17 protein-coding genes are annotated in these 20785 nt (G+C 65.9%); 3 read left to right on the forward strand and 14 right to left on the reverse strand.

Going from position 1 to position 20785, the window contains the following annotated elements; translation table 11 throughout:
• Nucleotides 1-91 precede the first annotated feature (91 nt).
• The 5 genes from ykgO to QZL87_RS18230 all read right to left on the reverse strand — a co-directional run bounded on the left by ykgO (nt 92) and on the right by QZL87_RS18230 (nt 5237).
• Nucleotides 92-217 (reverse strand): type B 50S ribosomal protein L36, encoded by a 126-nt coding sequence (ykgO, locus tag QZL87_RS18210; RefSeq protein WP_003046794.1) that lies wholly within the window; start codon nt 215-217, stop codon nt 92-94.
• A 271-nt stretch (nt 218-488) separates the two neighbouring features.
• A complete protein-coding gene (rpoN, locus tag QZL87_RS18215) occupies nt 489-1946 on the reverse strand; it encodes an RNA polymerase factor sigma-54 (RefSeq protein WP_295321874.1) in 1458 nt (485 codons plus the stop codon).
• Between the two features lie 15 nt (nt 1947-1961).
• The gene (gene lptB, locus QZL87_RS18220) at nt 1962-2777 is read right to left on the reverse strand and encodes an LPS export ABC transporter ATP-binding protein (protein WP_295321876.1); all 816 of its coding nucleotides are present in this window, start codon (nt 2775-2777) and stop codon (nt 1962-1964) included.
• A gap of 229 nt (nt 2778-3006) precedes the next feature.
• The gene (pgmG, locus tag QZL87_RS18225; RefSeq protein WP_295321879.1) at nt 3007-4401 is read right to left on the reverse strand and encodes a phosphoglucomutase/phosphomannomutase PgmG; all 1395 of its coding nucleotides are present in this window, start codon (nt 4399-4401) and stop codon (nt 3007-3009) included.
• A 26-nt stretch (nt 4402-4427) separates the two neighbouring features.
• On the reverse strand, nt 4428-5237 hold the full coding sequence (locus QZL87_RS18230) for a division plane positioning ATPase MipZ (protein ID WP_295321882.1): 810 nt from the start codon (nt 5235-5237) through the stop codon (nt 4428-4430).
• An 86-nt stretch (nt 5238-5323) separates the two neighbouring features.
• On the opposite strand from QZL87_RS18230, the gene panC reads away from it, so the two are divergent.
• Both panC and QZL87_RS18240 read left to right on the forward strand, forming a co-directional pair.
• Nucleotides 5324-6163 carry a pantoate--beta-alanine ligase gene (gene panC, locus QZL87_RS18235; RefSeq protein ID WP_295321886.1) on the forward strand — a complete coding sequence of 280 codons (840 nt, stop codon included), beginning with the start codon at nt 5324-5326 and terminating at the stop codon, nt 6161-6163.
• A 238-nt stretch (nt 6164-6401) separates the two neighbouring features.
• Entirely contained in the window at nt 6402-6716 is a 315-nt protein-coding gene (locus QZL87_RS18240) for a sel1 repeat family protein (protein ID WP_136176116.1), read from the forward strand.
• A gap of 103 nt (nt 6717-6819) precedes the next feature.
• Here QZL87_RS18240 and QZL87_RS18245 read toward each other — a convergent pair whose 3' ends face one another.
• The 4 genes from QZL87_RS18245 to QZL87_RS18260 are packed head-to-tail and all read right to left on the reverse strand — an operon-like array spanning nt 6820 to nt 9361.
• Nucleotides 6820-7971, reverse strand: coding sequence for a GNAT family N-acetyltransferase (locus tag QZL87_RS18245; protein WP_295321888.1), 1152 nt, complete (start codon nt 7969-7971; stop codon nt 6820-6822).
• 8 nt (nt 7972-7979) lie between these two features.
• Nucleotides 7980-8444, reverse strand: coding sequence for a RidA family protein (locus tag QZL87_RS18250; protein ID WP_295321891.1), 465 nt, complete (start codon nt 8442-8444; stop codon nt 7980-7982).
• A gap of 15 nt (nt 8445-8459) precedes the next feature.
• The gene (locus tag QZL87_RS18255; RefSeq protein ID WP_295321893.1) at nt 8460-9101 is read right to left on the reverse strand and encodes an HAD family hydrolase; all 642 of its coding nucleotides are present in this window, start codon (nt 9099-9101) and stop codon (nt 8460-8462) included.
• A complete protein-coding gene (locus QZL87_RS18260; RefSeq protein WP_295321896.1) occupies nt 9098-9361 on the reverse strand; it encodes a DUF3572 family protein in 264 nt (87 codons plus the stop codon). Before QZL87_RS18260 ends, QZL87_RS18255 begins: the two co-directional genes overlap by 4 nt.
• 87 nt (nt 9362-9448) lie before the next feature.
• Here QZL87_RS18260 and QZL87_RS18265 point away from each other — a divergent pair, with 87 nt between their 5' ends.
• Nucleotides 9449-9811 (forward strand): response regulator, encoded by a 363-nt coding sequence (locus QZL87_RS18265; RefSeq protein ID WP_136176111.1) that lies wholly within the window; start codon nt 9449-9451, stop codon nt 9809-9811.
• A 481-nt stretch (nt 9812-10292) separates the two neighbouring features.
• On the opposite strand, the gene QZL87_RS18270 is transcribed toward QZL87_RS18265, so the two are convergent.
• The 5 genes from QZL87_RS18270 to QZL87_RS18290 all read right to left on the reverse strand — a co-directional run bounded on the left by QZL87_RS18270 (nt 10293) and on the right by QZL87_RS18290 (nt 20590).
• Nucleotides 10293-13022 (reverse strand): TonB-dependent receptor, encoded by a 2730-nt coding sequence (locus QZL87_RS18270; RefSeq protein WP_295321898.1) that lies wholly within the window; start codon nt 13020-13022, stop codon nt 10293-10295.
• 243 nt (nt 13023-13265) lie between these two features.
• Complete coding sequence (locus tag QZL87_RS18275) at nt 13266-16103, reverse strand: TonB-dependent receptor (RefSeq protein ID WP_295321900.1); 2838 nt, start codon at nt 16101-16103, stop codon at nt 13266-13268.
• 152 nt (nt 16104-16255) lie between these two features.
• Complete coding sequence (gene pdeM / locus QZL87_RS18280; RefSeq protein ID WP_295321902.1) at nt 16256-16978, reverse strand: ligase-associated DNA damage response endonuclease PdeM; 723 nt, start codon at nt 16976-16978, stop codon at nt 16256-16258.
• 49 nt (nt 16979-17027) lie between these two features.
• Nucleotides 17028-18095 carry an aspartyl protease family protein gene (locus tag QZL87_RS18285; protein ID WP_295321904.1) on the reverse strand — a complete coding sequence of 356 codons (1068 nt, stop codon included), beginning with the start codon at nt 18093-18095 and terminating at the stop codon, nt 17028-17030.
• A gap of 77 nt (nt 18096-18172) precedes the next feature.
• Nucleotides 18173-20590 carry a ligase-associated DNA damage response DEXH box helicase gene (locus tag QZL87_RS18290; RefSeq protein ID WP_295321906.1) on the reverse strand — a complete coding sequence of 806 codons (2418 nt, stop codon included), beginning with the start codon at nt 20588-20590 and terminating at the stop codon, nt 18173-18175.
• Between the last annotated feature and the right edge of the window lie 195 nt (nt 20591-20785).

The raw sequence follows: 20785 nt of genomic DNA on the forward strand, positions 1-20785 counted from the left end.
GGCTCCGGGCACGCGAAAGCGCCGCCGGAAACATCCGACGGCGTCACGCTAACTCGCAAATGCGCGCGGGACATGGGTCCCGGCAGGACGTTCAGCCCTGGCGCGCCTTGAAGCGGCGGTTGGTCTTGTTGATCACATAGGTCCGGCCACGGCGACGGATCACGCGGTTATCCCGGTGGCGGTCCTTCAGCGACTTCAGGCTGTTGCGAATCTTCATTGGTCTGTTCCGTAAATCTTGGCGTTGTTACGCGAAGCGGCGCAACTATGGGGATAAGGCCGAAAAGTCAACCGCTGCGGAGCCGATCAATCGGGAAAAGTTCACGCGGAGACGCGGAGGCGCGGAGAAGATAATATTCGCGCAGAGGCGCAGAGGAAGCAGAGCAGAAATGCGGGCGGCAAAGCCGCCAATCTCTCTCCTTCTCCGCGCCTCCGCGTCTCCGCGTGAACCAAATCCCCTGCGGTCTCTGCGCCTCTGCGCGAATCACAATCTACCCCGCCAGCGCCTTCTGCCGCCGCCGCTGCACCGACGAGCCATAGCCCATCGCTTCGCGATATTTGACCACGGTGCGCCGCGCGATGTCGTGGCCTTCGGCCGAGAGTCTCTGCGCGATCGTCTCGTCGGAGAGGATCGCCTTGGCGTCCTCGGCCTCGATCATCGCCTTGATCCGGCTCTTCACCGCCTCGGCCGACACCGCGCCGTCGCCGCCGGTCGCGGCAATTCCGCTCGAGAAGAAATATTTGAGTTCGAACAGCCCGCGCGCGCAGGACAGATATTTGTTGCTTGTCACGCGGCTCACGGTCGATTCGTGCATGCCGATCACTTCGGCAACCTGGCGCAGCGTCAGCGGGCGCATGTGCGCGACGCCGTTCAGGAAAAAGCCCTCCTGCTGCTTCACGATCTCGCTCGCGACCTTGACGATCGTGCGCTGGCGCTGGTCGAGCGCGCGGACGAGCCAGTTGGCGCCCGCGAGCTGTTCGGACAGCCACGCCTTGCTCTTCGCCGCCGCGCCCTGCGCCAGTTCGCTATAATAGCGGCGGTTGACGAGCAGGCGGGGCAGCGTGCCATTGTTGATCTCGACCGCCCAACCCTGCGCGGTCCGGCGGATATAGAGGTCGGGAACGACCGCCGGCGCACCGTCGCCGCCGAACTTCAGCCCCGGCTTCGGATCGTAACCGCGCAGCTCGCGGATCATGTCGGCGAGATCCTCGTCGTCGACCCCGCAGATGCGTTTGAGCTGCGGAAACGCGCCCTTCGCGACGAGGTCGAGATGCGCGATCATCGTCGCCATCGCGGGATCGTAGCGGTCGGCCTCGCGCGCCTGGATCGCGATACATTCGGCGAGGTCGCGCGCGCCGACGCCCGACGGATCGAACGCCTGGATGCCCGCGAGCACCGCCTCGACCAGCGCGAGCGGCACGCCGAGCTGCGCGGCAAGTTCGGCAAGATCCGCGCGAAGATACCCCGCCTCGTCGATCAGCGCGACAAGCTGCCCCGCGACGATCGCCTCGATGCCGCCGAACCGTTCGCCGACCTGCGCGAGCAGATGATCGTGGAGCGTGCCTTCATGCTCGGCGAAACTGTCGAAATCGATATCCTCGCCCCCGCCCGACAGGCCGATATTGTCGCTCGCGCTGTCGTGGTGGAAGCTTTCGGTCGCGAAGTCGACGTCGAGGTCGTTTTCGCTCCCGCCATCGGCCGACATCGCTTGATCGGTATCGAGCGACGCCGCTTCGGCCGCCGGCGCGTCGCTGGCGGGTTCGTCGCTGCTGCTGCCGTCGCTGTCAGCCGAAGCCGTGTCGAGCAGCGGATTGCCTTCGAGCGCCTCGGCCAGATAGGTCTCGAGTTCGAGGTTCGACAGCGCAAGCAGCTTGATCGCCTGCTGAAGCTGCGGCGTCATCACCAGCGATTGCGACTGGCGGAGATCGAGGCGCGGACCCAACGCCATCAGCGTATCATCGCATTACAAGGAGAAACCCTCGCCGAGATAGAGGCGGCGCACCTCGGGATCGGCGACGAGTTCGGCCGGGGAGCCGGCGAGCAGCACCTTGCCGTCGTAGATGATGCAGGCGCGGTCGACGAGGTCGAGCGTCTCGCGGACATTATGGTCGGTGATCAGCACGCCGATGCCGCGGCCTTTCAGGAAGCGCACGATGCGCTGGATTTCGATCACCGCGATCGGGTCGACGCCGGCGAAGGGCTCGTCGAGCAGGATGATCGACGGGTTGGCGGCGAGCGCGCGGGCGATTTCGGCGCGGCGGCGTTCGCCGCCCGACAGCGCCATCGCGGCGGCATCGCGCAGCCGCGTCAGGCCGAATTCGTCGAGCAGCTCCTCGAGCCGGCGCTCGCGCGCGATCTTGTCGGGCTCGGCGAGTTCGAGCACCGCTTCGATATTCTGCGCGACCGTCATGCCGCGAAAGATCGATGTTTCCTGCGGCAGATAGCCAAGGCCGAGGATCGATCGGCGATACATGGGCAGCGCGGTGATGTCGGCGCCATCGAGCATGATACGCCCGGCGTCGGGCTTCACCAGCCCCATGATCGAATAGAAGCAGGTCGTCTTGCCCGCGCCGTTGGGGCCGAGCAGACCGACGACCTCGCCCTTGCCGACCGACAGCGAGACGTCCGACAGCACGACGCGCTTGTCATAGCTTTTCGCGATCGAGATGACCGCGAGCCCGTTGCCCGCCGCCGCATCCTCGCGGACATGCGCGGTATGTTCGGCAACCCCGTGGTCGCCTTCGACAAGTGTCGCCGCAGTGGATTCGTCGTCGGTCATGGCTCGGTCGGTTCCGTTTCTAGCCCCGGTGCGGCGTTACCCCAGCGACGCCGCCAAGGTCAATCTGGCAAGATTTTTGCATCTCTTAAAAGCCCCTCCCCTTCAGGGGAGGGGTTGGGGTGGGGGCTATCGAGATAGCGTAAGGCTGCTGGCCCCCACCCGCTGCGACTAAGCCAGCAAGCTGGCAAGTCTCGCTGCCCTCCCCTGAAGGGGAGGGATTTTCTTTCTATCAATGCGCCACGCTCTCCCCACGCACGATCCCCGACAGCGCCAGCTGCTCGTCGATCGCGGCGAGCAGGCGCGCGAGCGCAGCCTCGTCCTTCGCCTCGGCACGCGCGACGAGAACGTCCTGCGTGTTCGAGGCGCGAAGCAGCCACCAACCATCATCGGTCAGCACGCGCGCGCCGTCGGTGCGGTCGACCTTCGCCCCCGATTCCGTCAATCGGTCCAAAACCTCATCCACAATGGCGAATTTGCGGCTCTCGTCGACCTGGAAGCGCATTTCGGGCGTGTTGACCATCGGCGCCATGCTGCCGCGCAGCGCGGTGACGCTCTGCTCGAGCTTCGTCGAGGCCTCGATCAGCCGCACCGCGGCGTAAGGCGCGTCGTCATAGCCGTAATAGCGGTCGGCAAAGAAGATATGCCCGCTCATCTCGCCCGCCAGCGGGCTCGCGGTTTCCTTCATCTTCGCCTTGATCAGGCTGTGACCGGTCTTCCACATGAGCGGCGTGCCGCCAAGTTCTGCGACACGGTCGAACAACGCCTGGCTCGCCTTCACATCGGCGATCACCGTTGCGCCGGGCATGTCCTTGAGCACCGCGGCCGCATAGATTTGCAGCAGCTGGTCGCCCCAGATCACCCGGCCCTCGCCGTCGATCGCGCCGATGCGGTCGCCGTCTCCATCGAAAGCGACGCCGAAATCGAGGCTCTTCTCGGCGACGAGCTTCCGAAGATCGGCGAGATTCTTTTCCTCGGTCGGATCGGGATGGTGGTTCGGAAAATGGCCGTCGATGTCGGTAAACAGCAGGTGGTGCTCGCCGGGGAGGCGCGCGGTGAGCTTCTCGATCACGGTGCCCGCGGCGCCGTTGCCGGCGTCCCAGCCGATACGGAAGGCGCCGCCGGCGAAACCCTCGACCAGCCGGTCGACATAGGCGTCGACGATGTCGATGCTCTGCGACGTGCCTTCGCTCCCGGAATCGACGGACTCCCAGTCGCCCGCGGCGGCCATTTCGCCGATCCGCTGAATGTCGGCGCCAAAGAAGGGGCGCCCCTGAAACACCATTTTGAAACCATTATAGTCGGGGGGGTTGTGGCTGCCGGTTATCTGTATGCCGCCGTCCACATCCTCGGTTGACGCGGCATAATAAAGCATCGGCGTCGGGCCGAGCCCGACGTTCAGCGCGTCGATACCCGCGGCGTTGATCCCGGCGATCAGCGCCTCGGCAAGCATCGGCGACGACAGCCGCCCGTCATAGCCGACCGCAACGCGCTTGCCGCCGGCACGGCGGATCATCGTCGCGAAGCTGCGGCCGATGGCAGTGGCGTCCTTGTCGGACAGCGTGTCGCCGACGACCCCGCGGATGTCATATTCGCGGAGCATCGTCGGATGGAAATTGTGCGTCATCTTTGAACCTCTTGGGGAGAGAAGGGTCAGGCGGCGGCGAACAGGTCCCCGTCCGGATGCAATCTTTCGCGCGCCGGGAGGTTCAGTCCGCCCATCGCCTCGCGGAGTTCCTGCCGCGCGACGACGTGGCCGATTCCCATGCCGCCGAGATGCGCCTTGTCGAGCAGGGTGAGGCCAGCCGGGAAAAGCTCGCGATAGATGACGCGCTCGCCGAGCCCCGGGATGACGCGAAAGCCGACGCGGCGCGACAGCTGGGTCAGCGCCTCGCCGACGCGGCGCATATTGTGCGCGTCGACATGCTGGAGGCGGTTGCGCAGGATGATCCAGTCGATCGTCCGTCCGTCGCTCTTCGCGCGCGCCTTGCGCGTGTCCCAGATAAGTTCGGAATAGAAGCTCGGCCGGGTGACTTGGAAGGTCTCCGGGTCGACCTGACCGATCAGGTCGAAATCGATGAAGCTGTCGTTGATCGGCGTGACGAGCGTGTCGGCGCTCGTCGCAAGGTGGCGCGCGAAGACGTCGTCGCGCCCCGGCGTGTCGGCGATCAGATAATCGACATCTTCGGAAAGCCGTGCGACCTGCTCGTCGAGTTCCTCGATCGTCGAGCCGGTGAACACCTCGAAGCGCGGGGTCGGCAGCGCGATCTCGCGGCGCTTTGCGGTATTCTCGCGATTTTCGAGATAGCGGTGGAAGGTGCGCTGGCGCGGGTCGAGGTCGATGCCCGCGACGCGCCATCCCTGGCTCGCCAATGCGACCGCGAAATGCACGGCGCAGGTCGATTTGCCCGTCCCGCCCTTTTCATTGGCAAAGATGATGCGGTGCGGTGCGGGCGTCGTCATGAGCGTTGCGATTTTCCTGTTGGCACGGCATGGGCGGCCGTCGCGCGAAGTGATATAGTCGCGCCAATATCGGAGGGCGACGAACCGTGCAAATCATCCGTGACATCGCGATGCTGCACCGTGCCGTTACGGCACTGAAACAGGGGGGGAAGAGCGTCGCTTTGGTCCCGACGATGGGTTCGCTGCACGACGGCCATCTCTCGCTTGTCCGTATGGCGAAGCGCGTCGCCGACCACGTCGTCGTGTCGATCTTCGTCAACCCGACGCAGTTCGGCCCGAACGAGGATTTCGACGCCTACCCGCGCGACGAAGCGCGCGATGCCGCGCTGCTGGTCGAGGAAGGCACGAGCCTGCTCTGGGCGCCCGATGTCGCGACCATGTATCCCGGCGGCCACAGCACGCATATCGAGGTCGCCGAGCTTGGCGCCGATTATTGCGGCGCGGCGCGCCCCGGCCATTTCGACGGCGTCGCGACCGTCGTCGCCAAATTGTTCAACCAGGTCCGCCCCGACGTCGCGATCTTTGGCGAAAAGGACTGGCAGCAGCTCGCGATCATCCGCCGCATGGCGCGTGACCTCGATTTCGGCATCGACATTTTGGGTGCGCCGATCGCGCGCGACGCCGACGGCCTCGCGCTGTCGTCGCGCAACGCCTATCTCTCGGACGCGCAGCGCGCGGCGGCGCCCGCCTTTCCCGCCGCGCTGAACGCGGCGGCGAAAGCGATCGCGGGCGGAGCAGACGTCGGCGAAACGCTCCTCAAGGCGGAGGCTGCGATCGTCGAGGGCGGCTTCGACAGCGTCGATTATGTCGCGCTCGCCGATGCCGACAGCCTTGAAAGGTTGAGCACTTTCCGCGCGCCGGCGCGCCTGCTCGCCGCCGCCCGGATCGGAAAAACGCGGCTGATCGACAATCTTCAGGTGGGCTAAAATCACTCCACCAGCACTTGGCACGTCATCCCGGCGAAGACCGGGATCTCGCCGGGGACGCCATGATTTGAGGTCGAGATTCCGGCCTTCGCCGGAATGACGGAAGAGAAAAATTGGGATTTCCGGGGCTTTTCTGGCTTATCCCCGAAAATTCACATCGTTGTTAACGCTTTGTTGACCATAAGTCGCAAATTTGGCCCCGAGGTCTCCATGTGGGGTGGAGGCAAAGGGGGTTATCATGGCGAACAGTCTGAAGTCTGCCCAATATCTGATCGAGAGCCGCTTGCTCGACGCAGCGCGCGGTGATGCGGGCGCCTATTTCGATCTCGGTATCGCGTTTTCGACCGGCTCGGGCGGGGTCGATGTCGACCTGATCCAAGCGCATAAATGGTTCAATCTCGCCGCGCTCGGCGGCAATGTCGAAGGCCAGCAATGCCGCGCCGACGTGTCGAGCGAAATGTCGCGCGATGAAATCGCCGAAGCGCAGCGCCAGGCGCGCGCCTGGCTCGACGAGACGGCGCGCCGTCCCGCCGCCCGCCGCTTCGCGGCCTAATCCTTCCAAAATCCCCTTTTTCGTCATGCCGGACTTGATCCGGCATCCATCCAGCAGATGACGCTGGACCCCGGATCAAGTCCGGGGTGACGAAGGGGACGTTTCAGCTCTTCCGCTTGAAGGGCGTGTGCCCTTCAAGCCATTCCATTTCGGCCGCTTCGGCCTGCCTTTCCTGCTCGAGATACTCCGTGACCGCACGGCGAAAGCCCGGATCGGCGATGAAGTGCGCCGACCAGGTCGCGACGGGGCCATAGCCGCGCGCGAGCTTGTGTCCGCCCTGCGCGCCCGCCTCGACCCGCGCGAGCCCGCGTTCGATCGCAATGTCGATCGCGCGGTAATAGCATAGCTCGAAATGCAGATAGGGGATTTCGGCGAGACATCCCCAATAGCGGCCATACAGCGAGTCGGCGCCGAGGAAGTGCAGCGCGCCGGCGACCGGCCGCTCGTCGGCGTCGTAGGCGATGAGCAGGATGATCCGGTCCGCCATATGCTCGCCCATCAGGTCGAAGGCGGCGCGCGTCAGATAGGGATGCCCCCATTTGCGTGCGCCGGTGTCCTGATAGAAAAGCCACATCGCGTCCCAATGCTCGGGCCGGATCGCGTCGCCCGTCAGCTCCTCGACGCGCAAGCCCTCGACCGCGCGCAGCCGCTCCTTGCGCAATTGTTTGCGTTTCTGCGAATTCAGCGTGCCAAGAAAATCGTCGAAGCTCGCATAGCCCGCGTTCGCGAAATGGAACTGGATGTCGCGGCGGACGAGCCAGCCCGCCTGCTCGAACAGCGGCATCTGTTCGGGGGCGACGAAGGTCGCATGCGCCGACGACAGCCCGTTCTGCCGCACGACCGCCTCGGCGGCGCGGAGCAGCAGCAAGGCGTCACCCTTGTCCTTGGCGAGCAGGCGCGGGCCCGGCACCGGAGTGAAGGGCGCCGCGATCTGCAGCTTGGGATAATAATCGCCGCCCGCGCGCGCCCAGGCATCGGCCCACGCATGGTCGAAGACATATTCGCCCTGGCTGTGCGATTTGAGGTAGGCGGGCGCCGCGGCGACGAGTGCGCCGGTTGCGTCTTCGACAAGCAGGGGCGCCGCCTGCCAGCCGCTGCCGGGCCCGACGCTGCCCGATTGTTCGAGCAGCGACAGGAAGGCGTGGCCGACAAACGGATTGCCGCGATCGTGAAGCGCGTCCCACGCCGCCGCATCGATCGCGGCAACGCCGGTTCCGAGCGAAATCGTCCGGGCGGGCGGGTCGGCCTCGGCCATTCGCGCCCTTAGGCGGGCTTCACCGCGACGATCGCGTCGGCTTCGACCGCCGCGCCGAGCGGCAGCACCGCGACGCCGACCGCGGCGCGCGCGTGGCGGCCCGCCTCGCCGAACAGCGTTTCGAACAGTTCCGATGCGCCGTTGGCGACCTTCGCCTGATCGGTGAAGCCGGGCGCGCTGTTGACGAAGACGCCGAGCTTGACGACGCGCTCGACGCGCGACCAGTCGCCGCCCAAGGCCTGCCCGATCTGCGCGACGAGCATCAGCGCGACGCGCTGCGCCGCATCCTGCCCGCCCGCAACGTCCATATCGTCGCCGAGGCGGCCGGTGACGACCTGTCCGTCGCGGAACGGCAACTGGCCGCTGACATAGAGCATGCCGCCCTGCTCGACGACGGGCACATAGGCGGCGACCGGCGCGGCGGGCTTGGGGAGCTCGAGGCCGAGCTCGGCGATCTTGGCGGCGATATCCATGGGGGTGGTTCCTTCTTAAACCGGCTCGGCGGCCGGGGCGGGGATGTTTTCGGCGAGGCGCGCCAATATCCAGCCCTGCGCCTCTTTCCAATCGTCGATTCGCGCATGGGCGTATTTCGCCGGGGCGATCTTGCCGGCGATCGCGGGCTCGCCGATCAGATGCAGCCGCCACACGTCGGGCGCCTCTTGCGCGACCGACTGGTGATGGCCGGCCAGATCGTCGATGAACACCGCGACCGAGGGCCGATACTCGTCGATCAGGCGGCGCACGGGCTCGCCCTTGCCGCCGCGGCTGCCGATCACCGGCGCACGAAAATCATGGAGCGCGAGCTGCTCGATCCGCGCCTGCTGATGCTCGGGACCGACATTGGTGAGGACGACGATATCGGCCTCGGCGCCGATCGCCGCCATTGCCGCGAGCGCACCGGGTATCGGATATTGCCGTGTCATTTCGGTGCGGAAGAAACCGTCGAGCAGCGGCCATACCTCGGCCGCCTCCAATGGCGTGCCGCATTCCTTGCGCTTCAGCGCATTGGCGAAGCTCGCATCCTCGATGCGAAAGATCACGCCATGTTCGGCATCGACCCATTCGGCGAAAGGCACGACCATGTGCATCAGCACTTCGTCGCAATCGGTGATGACGAGCGGGCGGTTCATGCGGGGGTTCCTTCGAGTCTTTGCGCGGCGGCAGCGATGCTGGCAGGCGGCACCTGCAACGCATCGGCGCAGGCGACAAGGTTGTTTTCGTGGCCCGTGAGGAAAGACAGGATCGCGGCAAGCGTCGCCTGTTCGCCGAGTGAGGCGCGCAATTCGTCGGGCGCGAGGCCGGTCAGCGCGAGCAGCCGTTCGGCGCGCGGTTCGTCGCTCAAAATCCAGCCGAGCGCATGAAGCGCCAGCGCCGCATCATCTTCCAGCAAGCCCGATCCCTCCGTCGCGATACAATTGTGTCGTGCGGCCGATTCGCCTAAACGGGCCGCGCACGCAAGGTGGGGAACGGAACGCACATGGGCAAGACCATCCTGGTCGTCGAGGATAATGAACTCAACCTCCGCCTCTTCTGCGACCTGCTCAACGCCCATGGCTACAGCGCGCATCCGGTGCGCGACGGACGCGACGCGCTGGCGAAGGCGCGCGAAATCACCCCCGACCTGATCATCATGGACATCCAGCTGCCGCACGTCAGCGGGCTCGATCTGATCGGACAGATGAAGGCCGACCTGACGCTGCGGGCGGTCCCGATCATGGCGGTCACCGCCTATGCGGGGAAGGGCGACGAGGAGCAGATCAAGGCCGCGGGGGCCGAAGCCTATGTCTCGAAACCGATTTCGGTGATCAAGTTCATCGAAAGCGTCGGGGCGTTCGCTTAGGACCGGTTTCGACTGTTAGTTGCCGTTGGCATCCACTTCAAAAGCTATCGACTTACCTCGACTGGTCGGCTCCCATCCCGCTGCTAAGGCCGCCCGAACCCCATTCGCGATAATCGCCCCGTTGACTGGGGGGCGACGCAACTGAGGTTGAAGGGCCGAGCGTCGGGCCGACGGCATCGGAAATTCTAATAGGGCTTGGCGCGGCGCGGTTGCTCGGCGCAGGCTAACGACCATGCCACGCCAGCCTTCGGCTGTGCACCATTGAGGTTCCCGTTCGATAGCCCAATGATACTCGTGACCATCAACTTCGATCAGGCCGGACAAATCGCGTTTTACGGACATCCGTGCAGCCTAGCACCATGACGTCCGCGTTCCACCCAAAGCCGCCTCTCCTCCATAAGGAAAGGGCCTGTCGCGACAGTGCCCGGCCGCGGCAGGCCCTCCCTACGCCCTCCCCGGCTTTGGGGAGGGGGAGAGACGGTCAGAACTGGCCGCGCAAGGTCACGCCATAGGTGCGCGGCTCGCCGGGGAAGCCGACGAACAGCTGGTTTGCGGTCGCCGGGAAGCCAAGCGCCGCGGGCGCTGCGACCGAACGGAACGAGCCCGATCCCTGCAGCGGCATGTCGGCGCCGATCTGGTAATATTGCTTGTTGAACAGATTCTGCCCCCACAGCTCGATCCCCCAGCGGCGATCGCGCCCATAAAGGCCGATGCGGCCGTTGAAGACCGCGAAGCCGTCCTGGATCTTTTCGACATCCAGATCCGACCCGGTGTTGGTGTCGCTCTGGAGCCGCGTGTCGAGATAGACGAGCGCGCTCAGCCCGCTGTCGCCGATCGGCGGCGTCCAGCTGATCCCCGCGGTCGCGACATATTTGGCGGCGTTCGACACCCCGCGCCCGGGCAGCTGGAACAGCACCGGCGACAGCGGCCGGCCGCCGGTGCCGACGAGGTTGCGGCGATAGAGGGTGTCGACATAGGTCAGCCCCATATTGACCGAGAGATAGCGCGCGGGGCGCAGGAAGGTCTCGATCTCGAACCCCTTGGCGACGACGCCGGGCTTCAGCCGGTCGGACGCGCAGCCGCCGGTCGCGGCGCTGTTGTCGATCGGCCCGGTTCCCAGATCGTCCTTGCACGCCTGGATGTTGGTGACCTCGAAATTGACGCCGTTGAAGGTGTTGAGCTGGTAATTGCTATATTCCTGATAAAAGGCCGCGAGATTGACGTCGACCCCGGGGCCGTCCCATTTGACGCCGAGTTCATAGGCGTCGACCTTTTCGCTCGCGAATTGCAGGTCGCTCGCTTCGGGCCGCGCGTTGCCCGGCGTGTTCGCCGGCCGCGCGAGCGCCGCGACGCAGGCGGCATCCTGCGCATCGGATCCCGCGGTCGTGCTGCACGGCCGGTCGAGCGCCGAATAGTCGAGGTTGAAGCCGCCCGCCTTGTAGCCCTTCGACGCCGAGGCATAGATCAGCCATTCGGGCGCGGGCTTCCAGCTCAGCACCGCGGTCCCTGTCCACTGGCCCTCGCTGAATTTGGTCCCCGGCGCGCCGCGGGCGATGTCGGGCGCGGTGCCGTTGATCACGCAGGCGAGGGTCGCCAGGGCTTGCAAGGATGAATTGACGATCGCCGGACACAGCGTGTTGGTGAAATTGGCGTCGCCGCTCAGCGTCTTCTTCTCGTGCGTGTAGCGCGCCCCGACGGTCAGCGTCAGCGCATCCTCGACGATGTCGAAGCTGTTGTGCGTGAACACCGCATAGTTGGTGCTGCGCTGCGCAAAGGTCGATCCATTGTTGCCGGTGCCATTGAGCGGCGCGGCACCAAGCAGCGCGGCAATCCCCTGAAAGCCCGGAAAGCTCGCCGCGGGCAGGTTCGAACAGGTCGGCGACGCCGGGTTGAGGAAGGTCGGTGCGAGCGCCGCCGCGGCGAGGCAGTTGGCATAGCGCTGATAGTCGGCGCCATAGACGATGTCGTCGTCGACATCGAGCTTCTCGTTCGCATAATAGCCGCCGACGAGCCAGTCGAGCCGCCCGTCGAACGCCTCGCCCTGCAATCTGAGTTCCTGCGTGAACAGCCGGAATCGGCGATCGAGGTCGGTGCGCCGCAATATGTCGAGCGTGTTGAAATCGGCGTCCTGGCCCTGCGCATTCTTGTAATCGCGATAGGCGGTGATCGAGGTCAGCGTCGCGCCGCCGAAATCCCAGTCGAGTTCGCCCGACACGCCCCAGTCCTTGGTATCCGACCGGTAGGGGACGCCGGGCGTCGTCGACTGGCGGCGCACGAAGCTGTCGCCCGCCGGCGGAACCTGATGGTTCGCGCCGAGGAACTGGAGCAGCGGCAACAGCGTGTTGGGCGACGCCACGGGGGCGCCGTCGGGCCCGCGCGTCAGGCTGCGTACGGGGTTGAGGAGCACGCCGCCACAGCAATTCTCGTTGCGCTTCGAATAATCGGCGATCAGCCGCAGCGTGATATTCTCGGCGGGTTCGAGCAGTAGCTGCCCCTTGACCAGCCAGCGGTCGCGGTCGTTGATATCGGGCTCGCCGGGGGTCGCATTGTCGATGAAGCCGTCGCGCCGCTGCCAGACGCCATCGACGCGTACCGCCGCCTTGTCGCCCAGCGGCGCGTTGATCATGCCGTCGACGCGCCAATAATCATAATTGCCGTAGGAAACCGATCCCTTGGCGCCGAACGCCGAAAGGTCCGGCCCCTTGGTGACGATGTTGATCAGCCCGGCGGTCGAGTTGCGGCCAAACAGCGTGCCCTGCGGTCCGCGCAGCACCTCGACGCGCTCGATATCGCCGAGTTCGGACAGGCCGACGCCCGTCCGGCTGCGATAGACGCCGTCGATGAACAGGCCGACCGAGCTTTCGAGCCCGGGATTCTCGCCGACGGTGCCGATGCCGCGGATGCGCGCGGTGAAATTGACCTCGCTCGTCGCGCCCGACACGAGCAGCGACGGAGCGACCTGTCCCAGCGCGCGCACATCGGTCGCGCCCGTCTTTTCGAGCGTATCGCCGGTGACGGCGGAGACCGCGATCGGCACGTCGGACAGCGCCTCGCTGCGCCGCGTCGCGGTGACGATGATCGTGCTGTCGTCGGTTTCGGCGCCCGCGGCGTCCTGCGCCATGGCGGGCACGGCGATAAGGCCGAGCGAAAGCGACAGCCCGGCGGCGCTGGTTCGCAGCAGACCCGCGGCGGTGCGGCAATTGTTTTTCATGAAAATGGCCCTCCTCTCACGATCGTTCGTTTGTGCGGGGGAGAGCGGTTTTTCTGTTTATGACGCAGGCGTATCACGACTTGTGCGCGTCATGCCAGCGCGCCGCCGCCGCCCTAACGTCATTCTGCCGGGCGCGCGGCTTTTGTGTCACAGCTGTCAGATGTGACGGGTTGACTTGCCGGAGCAAAAAAAGGGGCGGGACCAACGGCCCCGCCCCCTCGAAAGTCATGCGATCATACGCGATCAGAATTTGCCGCGCAGCGTCACGCCATAGGTCCGCGGTTCGGCAAGGAACTGCGAGAAGATCTGGCGACCGCCCGGATATTGCGGGTCGGCGAAGGCGGCGCTGGCCGATGTCGCGCCCTCCTGGAACGGCGAATTGAACGCAACCTGGGCATATTGCTTGTTGAAGATATTCTGCGCCCACAGCTCGATGCCCCATTTCTCGTCGGGACCGCGCACGCCGAGGCGGGCGTTGAACAGCGCATAGCCGTCCTGTCCCTTTTGCGGGAACAGGTCCGACCCGGTGTTATAATCGCTGGTCATGCGGCCATCGATATAGACAAGGCCGGTCAATCCGCTGCTGCCGATGTCGGGGGTCCAGGCGATGCTGCCGGTCGCGACCAGTTCGGGCGCGTTTGACAGATTGTTGCCCGGCAGCAGGCGCAGCGCCTGATCGAGCGGCGCGCCCGAATCATTGCCCACCAACTGGCCGCGATATTTGGTCTTCGCATAGGTCAGCCCCGCGGTCATGCGGAAGCTGCGCGCCGGAACGAGCGAGGCTTCGAGTTCGAAGCCTTGCGACCGCACGCCATGGCTGACGTCGTCGGCGGGACAGGCGCCGGTGGTATTTGCCGGATTTGCATTGGTCGGCGTCGGCGCAATATAATTCGGGGCACCCGGGAACTTGTTCTGATCGCGATCGCCGCCGGCGAGGTCGCTGTCGCAGCCGTTGATGTTCTGGACGAGGAAGACCGTGCCATTGAACGTGTTGAGCTGAAAGCTCGAAAAGTCCGACCGGAAGAAGGTCAGGCCGAGGCCGAACGGACCGGTCGAATATTTGGCGCCGATTTCATAGCTGTTGACCGTTTCGGGGTCGAACTGCAGCGCGCCGACCAGCGCCTGCGCCCCGCCCGGCGTCGCCGCGAAGGGCAGGATCGGCGATTTCAGCGCCGACCGGTCGAGGTTGAAGCCGCCCGCCTTGTAGCCGCGCGAATAGCTCGCATAGACCATCAGATCGTCGACCGGCTTGTACGACAGGATCGCGGTGCCGGTGAATTCGTCCTCGCTCCGCTTGTCGTTGATCGACACGCCATTGAGTTCGGCGGTCGAATTGCCCTGGCAGCTGAGGCCGATGAGTGCCCCGGCGAGCGAGCGCGCCGTCGGGTTCGGGCTCGAGAGATCGTCGAGCACCAGCCCCTGCACCGTGGTGCAAACGGTGTTGTCGTTGGTGAAGCTCGCCGAGAATTTCTTCTTGTCGTTGGTGTAACGGAGACCGAAAGTGAAATCGAGTTTGTCGGTGATGTGGAAGATATTGTGCGTGAACAGCGCCCAATTCTCACCATCCTGGCGATAGACGTCGTTGATGCTGCCAAGATCGCTCAGCCCGTCGAGCGCGTTGAACGCCGCGAGGATATCGGGACCCGATGCGCCGCTCGCACCCGCGATCGTCGCCGGTCCGACGCCGGGCACGGCGCAGAGCGGATTCTCCGGCGAATAAAGGAAATTAAGCCCGCTGCCCGAAATGATGCGGCAGCTCGCGAAACGGCCGTAAGCCTCGCCGAAGCGGAGATTGTCGCGCACGCGCAGCTTTTCATTGGCGTAAAAGCCGCCGACGAGCCAGTCGAGCTTGCCGTCGAAGGCCTCGCCCTGCAGGCGCAGTTCCTGCGTGAAGGTGTGGAACTGGCGATAGGCGTCGTCGTCGGGCGCGCGATAGAGGATGTCGACCGTGCCATAATCGACGTCGCCCGCCTGACTCGACCGATATTCGCGATAGGCGGTGATCGAGGTCAGCGTCGCGCCGCCGAAATCATAATCAATCTGGCCCGAGAAGCCGTAATCCTTGGTCTTGCCGGCATAGCTGCGTCCCGGCGTGACCCAAATGTCGCGGCTATAGCCCTGGTTGAAGGCGCTCGGATCCTGCCCCAGATCGGTGAGCACCTGGATGATGCTGTTCTCATTGTCGCCAATCGGCGTGCCCGGCGGATAGGGAAGGTTCGACGGATTGTTGAGGTTGCCGATATAGGGATTGACCGACGGCCCGACATAGGTGGCGCCGCAGCATTCCTCGTCGCGCGACGTGTAATCGGCGATCAGACGGACCGACAGCGCGTCGGTCGGTTCGAAAAGCAGCTGGCCGCGAAGGAAATAGCGATCGCGGTTGTTGATGTCGCGGTCGTTGTTCACATCGTGCAGAAAGCCGTCGCGCTTCACCCAAACGCCGTCGAGGCGCGCGGCGAGCGTGTCGCTGATCGGGCCGGTAACGCTGCCGCCGAGGCGCCAATAATCATAATTGCCATAGGTGATCTCACCCGTGGCGCCGAACTGGAAATCGGGCTTTTTCGAATAGATGCTGATCAGGCCCGCCGACGAGTTGCGGCCGCCGAGCGTGCCCTGCGGGCCGCGCTGCACTTCGATGCGGTCGATTTCGCCGAGTTCGTTGAGGCCGATGCCCGAACGCGAGCGATAGACGCCGTCGATGAACACCGGAACCGAGCTTTCGAGGCCGGGGTTGTCGCCGACGGTGCCGATGCCGCGGATACGTGCCGAACCATTGGCTTCCGAACCCGTCGACGAAACGAGCAGCGACGGGGCGACCTGGTTCAGCTGGCGAATGTCGTTCGCGCCGCTGTTCTGCAGCGTTTCGGCGCTCACCGCCGAAATCGCGACGGGGACGTCGGACAGGAGCTGCGAACGGCCCTGCGCGGTGACGATGATCGGCGTGTTGTCGCTGTCGTCAGCCGCAGCATCGGCCGGGGCATCCTGGGCGAAGGCCGGGACCGCAACCGCCGCCATGGCGATCGAGACGCCCAGCGCGCTGGTGCGAAGAAAACGGGCAGCACGAAGGGAAGATGATTTCATATCGGGCACTCCTCTCAACATTTCATTATTTTTGTTGCCGGGGGAGCATAACTCAATTGCGCCCCCGATCCAGCCGGAGGGGCCGATTTGCGTCATTTTTGAGAAAGTGATGCTTTTCGGTCACAGGCGGAAAAGCGCCTGTTCGACGGGACTTAGCTCCCCGCCTGGCGAAGGAGGCGGCTTGCCGTAGCGTCACCCTGCGCCCGGCCGGCGCAGGGGAAGCAGAGGCGGCGCCCGCGCGCGACGAGCATCGCCTGATAGGGGCCGGCGAAATTTTCGGCGATGGCCGGATCTTCGGCAGCCAGGCCGCCGGTCAGGCTGCCGAAGGCGGGGAGAATCAGCCGCTGCGCGTCGCCCGCGAAACAGGGGCGCGAAATCGGCCGGCCGCGGACGTTGATCCGCAATTTGGGGTGGAAATGCCCGGAGATTTCGGGCCGCGTCTCGTCGGCCAGGCTCTGGTGGCGAAAAACGATGCCGTCGACGGCCAGCTCGTCGGCGACCTCGCCGCCCCACGCGCCGCCGGAGAGCCCGTCGTGGTTGCCCGCGATCCACAGCAGCCGCGCCGATGTCGCCTGCCGCGCCAGTCGCTCGGCCACCGCCGGCACGATGCGCGCCGCGGCGTGCCGGTCGTGGAAACTGTCGCCAAGGCACCAGATCGCGCTCGCACCGGTCTCGGCGGCGAGCGCGGCGAGCCGGTCGAGCGTGTCGTGGCTGTCATAGGGCGGCAGCGGCTGGCCCAGCGCGGCGTACCAGCTCGCCTTTTCCAGATGCAGGTCGGCGACGATCAGCGCGCCGTGGCGCGGCCAGAACAGCGCCCGGTCGGCCAGCATCTCGAACTGCTGGCCCGCGAAGGCAAAAGTCGGCGGCGCGGACATGGCGCCGCTATGACGGCGCCCGCGATCCGCCGCAAGCGCGCAATCGATGCTAACCGCCGATGCGGATCCCGTTGGCGGCAAAGCGCTGTCCCATGTCGCGGCTCGCTCCTTCGGGTAGGTCGAACACGACGCGCTTGTTCGGAAAATCGATTTCGACGCGGTCGAACAGCGACAGGCTGTCCATGCCGATCAGCAGCGCCGGCCGCTCGACGAGGCCCAGCGCGCGGAACGCCTGGCTGTCGGCAAAGCTGACGGGCAGGTCGTTGACATCCATGCCGTTGATCACGATGCGCCGGATCGCGGTGCGCACCGCGGGCACGGCCTCGCCGGTCACCGCGCCGAGCGTGGTCGGCAGGAAGGGCAGGCGGTTCGCGCGCTTCGCCGCGACCAGCTTTTGCAGCGCGATATTGCCGACGCTCGTCTGCGCGCCGGTGTCGACGATGACGTCGATGCGTTTGCCGTCGAGCCGCGCGTCGGACAGGATCAGCCGCCCGGCCGAATTGCGCGCGGTGACGACGATCGCGTCATCGTCGCGGATGATCGGGCGCGCGCGCTTGCGCGTCTCCAATATCTCCATCGTTTCCTCGCGGAAATCGATGAGCACGCGCCGCTTTTCGAGCATGTCGACCCCGATCAGCCCGGCGGCGCCGATGTGCCGGCCGGAAAAGGCGGGAGCATCGACCGGCGCGAGGTGCAGGTCGGACATCCGCAGCGCCGCGACGCGGAAACTGGGCACCACCGCCGATCCGCCGATCGTCGCGAGCTTGAGCTTGGCGCCTTCGACAAGCTTGAGTCGCTCGGCGAGCTCGCGCGCGATCACCGTGCGCTCGGCGCCGGTATCGACGAGGAAGGAGAAGGGCCCTTCGCCGCCGACCATGACCTGCACCGCCATGCGCCGCGTCGCGTCGAGGTCGAAGGGCTGAATGAAGGGGACGACGGTGACCGGCGGCGCGACCAGTTGGCCGGCGGGCGTCGGCGCCGCGGCGGGGGCGGGCACGGGATCGGCGGGCGCCGGCGTCGCGCCAGAGGGCGGGGGGGCGGTGAGCGGGGGAGCGGTCAGCGCGGGGGCGGCGAGCAGCAGCGCCAATGGGACGGACCAACCGGTTGCACGGGTCATCGCTGGCATCCTCATCTATATTTATGCCAGTCTACGCCTGTGCGGCGCTTGCGGCAAGCGACGCGCCGCCCGACGTCCTATTCCTGCGGGTCAACGCGCATCGCTTCTTCGGCCAGCGTATCGGCGAGTTCGCCGAGCAGCATGTCGTCGAGGTCGGACGCCGCGACATTCTCGCGCCCGATCAGCACCAGCACGGGGATGGCGAGCGGGCTGATCCGGTCGAGCGTCTTGTGCAGCATCGTCCCCGCCGCGCGGTCGAGCAGGTCGCTGAGCCGCGCGACGTCGGTCAGCCGCTCGCGCGCGTCGGCCCACGCGGCTTCGAGCAGCAGATGGTCGGGCTCATATTTGCGCAGCACGTCGAAGATCAGGTCGGTCGAGAAGGTGACCTGCTTGCCCGTCTTGCGCTTGCCCGGATGCTGGCGCTCGATCAGCCCGCCGATCACCGCGACCTCGCGGAAGGCGCGCTTCAACAGGTGCGAGTGTTCGACCCATTCGACGAACTCTTCGGACAATATCTCGGCATCGAACAGGTTCTGGGGGTACGCCACGGGCCGCAGCGACCAGATCGCGATCGCATAGTCGGAGGCGACGAAGCCCAAGGGTTGCAACCCGGCGCGTTCCATCCTTTTCGTGATCAGCATCCCCAGCGACTGGTGCGCGTTCCAGCCCTCGAACGGATAGCAGACGAGATAATGATGTCCTTCGTGCGGGAAGGTCTCGACGAGCAGTTCGCCCGGCCGCGGCAGCGCCGAGCGCAGCGCCTGCATTTCGAGCCAGAAGCGCACATCCTCGGGAAAACGCGCCCAGCTCGCCGGATCGGCCAGGAAAGTCCGCACCCGGTCGGCGAGCCGCGTCGAGATCGCGAGCCTCGCCCCCATATAGCTCGGAATACGCGCCGGGCGCGTCGTCGCGCGGACGATCAGGTCGGTATCGCGGATCGCCTCGACCTCGAGGCTCAAACCGGCAAAGGCGAAGGTGTCGCCGGGGGTCAGCGTGCTGGCGAAATATTCCTCGACCTTGCCGAGCCGCCGGCCGTTCTTGAAGCGGACGTCGGCCATCGGCGCTTCGACGATGATCCCCGCATTGAGCCGGTGCTGCGCGGCGAGCCGCGGATGCGCGATCCGCCACTTGCCCGGCCCGTCGGGGGCGAGGCGGCGGAAGCGGTCGTAGCTTTTGAGCGCATAGCCGCCGTCGCGCACGAAGCCGAGCAATCGCGCGAAGATGTCGGCATCGATCCACCGATAGGGCGTCGCGCTCCGGATTTCGGCGAGCAGTCCAGACTCGTCGAACGGCGCCGCGCAGGCAAGCGCCATCACATGCTGCGCGAGCACGTCGAGCGCGCCGGGGCGGAAGCGGTCGGCATCGCGCTCGCCCGCTTCGACCGCGTCGAGCGCCGCCTGCGCTTCGAGATATTCGAAGCGGTTGCCGGGCACGATCAGCGCCTTGCTCGGCTCGTCGAGCCGGTGGTTCGCGCGCCCGATGCGCTGGAGCAATCGCGACGACCCCTTGGGCGCGCCCATCTGGATCACGCAATCGACGTCGCCCCAGTCGAGCCCCAAGTCGAGGCTCGCGGTCGCGACGAGTGCGCGCAGCCGTCCCTCGGCCATCGCGGCCTCGGCGCGCTGGCGCGCTTCGCGGTCGAGACTGCCGTGGTGGATCGCGATCGGCAGGCTGAGGTCGTTGACCTTCCACAGCTCCTGAAAGATCAGCTCGGCGAGCCCGCGCGTGTTGCAGAAGATGATCGTCGTGCGGTTCCGGGCGATCACCTCCATCACCTGATGCACCGCCCAGCGCCCCGAATGCCCCGCCCAGGGCACCGCGCCTTCGGGCAGCAATATCTCGATGTCGGGCTCGGCGCCTGCTTCGCCCTCGACGAGGGTGACCGCGCCGGCGTCGGCTTCGGGGGCGAGCCAGCCGGCATATCGCACCGGATCGGCGATCGTCGCCGACAGCCCGACGCGGCGCAGCCCCGGCGCGATCGTCTGGAGCCGCGACAGCGCGAGACTGAGCAAATCGCCGCGCTTGCCCGGCGCAAAGGCGTGGATCTCGTCGATCACCACCGTCTTCAGATGCGCGAACATCGTGAAGCTGTCGGGATAGGAAAGCAGCAGCGACAGCGATTCGGGCGTCGTCAGCAGGATGTTCGGCGGGCGGCTGCGCTGGCGCGCCTTCTTGTCCGACGACGTGTCGCCGCTGCGGCTTTCGACGCTGATGTCGAGTCCCATCTCGGCGATCGGACCGAGGAGGTTGCGCTCGACGTCGGCCGCCAAGGCTTTCAGCGGCGAAACATAGAGGGTGTGGAGCCGGTCGGACGGATTTCGGGCGAGATCGACGAGGCTCGGCAGGAACCCCGCCAGCGTCTTGCCCGCCCCGGTTGCCGCAACGAGCAAGGCATGCTCGCCCCGCGCGCTCGCGCCGAGCATATCGGCCTGATGCCGCCGCAGCCGCCACCCGCGCGCGGCGAACCAGTCGGCGAAGGGGGCGGGGAGCTGCATCGCGAAAATGTGGCGCGGCGGGGGACGGGGGGCAAGCCCCTTGGCCCCTTCGTGCTATGAAGGCATGTCCGCTTTCGGACGATTGCGGACCTATGTTTCATCGTCACCCCGGACTTGATCCGGGGTCCATTCACGCAGCGTTGAAAGAATGGATCCCGGATCAAGTCCGGGATGACGAATGTCTGAGACCGGACA

Origin of the sequence: uncultured Sphingopyxis sp. (assembly GCF_900078365.1) — a bacterium.
In the GTDB taxonomy this organism is placed as follows: domain Bacteria; phylum Pseudomonadota; class Alphaproteobacteria; order Sphingomonadales; family Sphingomonadaceae; genus Sphingopyxis.